The organism is Brunnivagina elsteri CCALA 953, from assembly GCF_002289455.1.
GTDB lineage: Bacteria > Cyanobacteriota > Cyanobacteriia > Cyanobacteriales > Nostocaceae > Brunnivagina > Brunnivagina elsteri.
Map to the genome: position 1 here is coordinate 1 of NZ_NTFS01000541.1, position 3585 is coordinate 3585.

The following is a 3585-nucleotide window of genomic DNA, read 5'->3' on the forward strand; positions in this document are numbered from 1 at the left end:
GCGCAAAGCGCAGGCTTCGCCAACGCCACTTTGACGAAGAGAAGTTGCGTGCGCGGGTTCCCCGCGTTGAGCAAACTAAGTCCTTCGGACACGCTACGCGAACGGGGACGGAAACCGACACCGCCAAGTGGACTCACCCCACCCCTACAATATTGGAGGATTTATTTCTTGGTGTTCCCTTAGCGATCGCAACTCTTGGATTTTAAGCGCCAAGACTAATAAATACGTAACTAAAGATACTGATATAATCAGTATTATAAGCATGTTTGAATGCGAGATAAAGCAGGTGTAAATTTACCCAGTAACTTGTGAAGATTCGGTAATTTTTACTTCGCTATATTGTTTCATTCCTGGTAGGAAGTACATGATTTGAATGCTTATATGTAACTGTATATATAACTTATGGATTATTTTACATACTAATTTTTATGCTAATGTATCAGAAACATCACTGATAGTATCAAGCATAAAAATACTCTAAGTGCTTCGTTCACCTAAAGTAGATATGTATGTGCTTCCAGTGAAACTATGGAATTCATTAAATAAATCTAAAGAAATTATACGAGGTTTTACAGAAAAACCATATCAGGTTTGCATCTAAATTCACCAAATTATTAATTTCTCGGCAATGTTACAGCGAGGGTCTCATGGTATACCAGGGTAGGCTTAAATCCGATACGTCCCTGACACTGGAAGAACGCACTAGTTCGCTCCAGGATAGCTACTCGATTGCGGAAGTTATCCCCAATGATAGGGATAGCGTCATAGCAGTTGCAAGAACAAGCGAAAGCTCCACAACCCACTCTCTCATAGTTCCATCTGCACGATTCTCTCCTTTTTTTACCCCTGATGACTTTAAGATTTGTAATTCGGTTACAGAATCGATAATAGAATCAAACATTGCTGCCAGTGGTAAATTTGAAGCTATTGAGGTAGAAACTGAAGAAAAGACAGGGAGTTGTGTGTCTCTGAATTTGGATATATTAAAATGTTTTGAATCCGTCAAACTTCAGTATGAAGAACTAGGGATTATTTTTAGTAATTGTATTGCGATAGAGCCTTCTAACCCGGCATTTCCGACTAATGAGGGTTCGATTGTGTTGATGGGAGCGCCAAAAAGCGGATTTTTAGAGGCTGCTTTCCTGAATCCGATAAATACAGCGAAAGTGCTGATTACCAGTTCGCAAAGGCTAATTATGTCGGCTTATAATCGCGATCGCCAATTGATCGTGCAGAATATATTACCTGGGGCAAACCTAGCTAATACTGACTCAGTAGTTCCCCCGAATGCCTTATTATCGGTAAAAGCTCAAGATATTTACAGCATTAGCTTATGCGCGTTTGATGGGCAATTCACTATTGATGAGTTTAGTTTCTGCTTTTGAGCAAAATGTTGACATAAATTTTCTGACGGGGTTTTTGGTATTTCTCTTAATAAAAAACATATGATTGTTCGGTAATTGCCCTATTTTACAAGCAAAAGCAATATATTATAAATTAAATCTGGTGATTAAGTAGGTAAATGTAGTGGCACAGGCTTCGTCTTCGTGGCAGCAATTAATTAACAATCTGCCCAACTGGACGCTTCCAGCACTTAAGACAGGAGCTACAAAACAGCGAAATGTTAAGCGATTTCGGGAGCCGGGAAAGGTGCTAGGAATCCTAACAGTGATTGTTGCTATGCTGTTGTGGGACTGGAAGTTGTTGCTTGCTAGTGGTATTGGGATTGGGGCAATGGCATCGGTTTACTCGATGCAACAGTGGGATTGGCAAAAATACTGGTCTGATTTGAGCCAGTTTGTTCGCAGTCCAAATCGTCGTTTTGCGGTAGCGGTACTGAGTGGTGGCATTGCCGCTTTGAGTACTTATATTGCGATCGCAGTTTGGATTGGTGCTAAAAATCCTTGGATTGCCACAGGTGCTATTTTACAGGGAATGGGTACTCTAATAACTTTGATTTTATTAATCGGACTAATTCTTAATAGTCAGGAAAGTAAAGACCAAGATCAAATAGACCAACTATTAATAAAGCTAACAGATTCAGACCCTCTCAAACGTCTAATTGCAGTACGTCAACTGACAAAATTGGTTGCGACTCCTCGCATTAATGCATCAATACAGCAAAGCGTTACAGAATGCTTGCAACTCTTACTTACCCAAGAGGAAGAAACTTTAATTCGAGATGCGGCGTTTGATAGTTTACAAATGATTGATGGAACAAACTCTGAACCTAAACCTTTAAAACCCTTGAAAATTAAAATTAAGCAGCAAGTTTATTAGAAAGGGGAAAGGGTAAGTAAAAGGGCAGGGATACCCTGCCCCTACGTGAGACTTTGGTATATTTATTTATTGGTGTTCCCTTCCCCAATACCCAATTCCTATAAAATTTTCCCATCGAGCATCTGAACTACTCGATGATTACAGCCACGAACTAATTGCTCATCGTGGGTTGTGACAATTACCGTTGCCCCAAAAGTATTTAACTTTCTGAATATTTGTATTATTTGCCAAGAATTATCCGGATCGAGATTTCCGGTGGGTTCATCAGCTAAAATTAATGGTGGAGTACTAACGATCGCACGGGCAATACTAACCCTTTGTTGTTCACCACCAGAAAGCTGACTGGGGAAGCAAGCAGCTTTTGTCAGTAACCCAACAAGTTTTAAAGTTGGTTCTAAACGTCTTTGAATTTCTTTACGAGTGTAACCCTGTACTTGCAGAACCACGGTGATATTTTCCGCGACAGTGCGTTGCGGGATTAGTTTGTAGTCTTGGAAAACAATACCGATACGTCGTCGCAATAGAGATAATCGATTCCCTCGTAAAGCTGTAACATTACATTCATCGACTACAATTTCTCCAGACGTGGGTACTTCTTCACCATAGAGCAATTTTAAAAGTGTAGATTTACCAGAACCACTTGGTCCAGTAATAAACACAAACTCTCCTTTCTTAACCTCTAAATTGATATTTACTAAAGCATTGCGATACTCCGCAGAAGTCGCTACGCGATCGCGATCGTAATTTTTCTTCACGTCACGCAACTGCACCATCATAGCCCCATTTTCTTGGGCTGTTTCTTGCCCAATAACGGCTTGATTAGAAATTGGTTCGTTTGTTTGTTTATTTGTTAAAACTGGCATTGCTGATTTTGGGTAATGAGATGAAAAATCCTCACAAAGTAAGGATTCCCAAGCAAAGCCAAAAAATATCAAGTTTTTGTAAATTTAATTAAGGATTAGCAATTAAATAATATATGTATCTTGTGGAATGGGCATCTTGCCCGTTAATCTAATTATGCAGGCAGGATGCCTGCTCCACAAAATCAAAACTTGCATTTTATTTAATATGCATTCCTAAGGAGAAAAACTCAGGAAATTGGGTTTCTCCCCGATGCGAAATATTTAATCGTTGGGATAATCCCAGAAACCCAATTTCTCCCCAAACGCGAGAACCTGAATAATTTTTCGTTGCATCAAGCGCTCGATGATGGGAGAAACCTGGTTTCTGATTGGTGTTGCATCGAATATAGTCGTGCTGAGTTGAAGAGAAACCCGGTTTATTTAACCTCACGCTAGATTGATC

5 protein-coding genes are annotated in these 3585 nt (G+C 39.9%); 3 read left to right on the plus strand and 2 right to left on the minus strand.

The window, feature by feature from the left end; translation table 11 throughout:
• The 3 genes from CK510_RS32125 to CK510_RS27970 all read left to right on the plus strand — a co-directional run.
• Window positions 1-206: hypothetical protein (locus CK510_RS32125; RefSeq protein ID WP_158224982.1), on the plus strand; the 206-nt coding region annotated here is incomplete at its 5' end.
• Window positions 207-647: 441 nt separating this feature from the next.
• Window positions 648-1385: a hypothetical protein gene (locus CK510_RS27965; RefSeq protein ID WP_095724759.1), complete on the plus strand. Its 738-nt coding sequence runs from the start codon at window positions 648-650 to the stop codon at window positions 1383-1385.
• A 142-nt stretch (window positions 1386-1527) separates the two neighbouring features.
• Window positions 1528-2280, plus strand: a complete 753-nt coding sequence (locus CK510_RS27970) for an armadillo-type fold-containing protein (RefSeq protein WP_095724760.1) — start codon at window positions 1528-1530, stop codon at window positions 2278-2280.
• Window positions 2281-2378: 98 nt separating this feature from the next.
• On the opposite strand, the gene ftsE is transcribed toward CK510_RS27970, so the two are convergent.
• Window positions 2379-3143 (minus strand): cell division ATP-binding protein FtsE, encoded by a 765-nt coding sequence (ftsE, locus tag CK510_RS27975; RefSeq protein ID WP_095724761.1) that lies wholly within the window; start codon window positions 3141-3143, stop codon window positions 2379-2381.
• Window positions 3144-3339: 196 nt separating this feature from the next.
• On the minus strand, window positions 3340-3585 hold a 246-nt coding region (locus CK510_RS32130; RefSeq protein WP_158224983.1), incomplete at its 5' end, for a hypothetical protein.

Bases quoted from the DNA above. Each gene is read 5' to 3' on its own strand.
- CK510_RS27965 (WP_095724759.1), top strand. From the start codon at position 648: ATGGTATACCAGGGTAGGCTTAAATCCGATACGTCCCTGACACTGGAA.
- ftsE (WP_095724761.1), bottom strand. From the start codon at position 3,143: ATGCCAGTTTTAACAAATAAACAAACAAACGAACCAATTTCTAATCAA.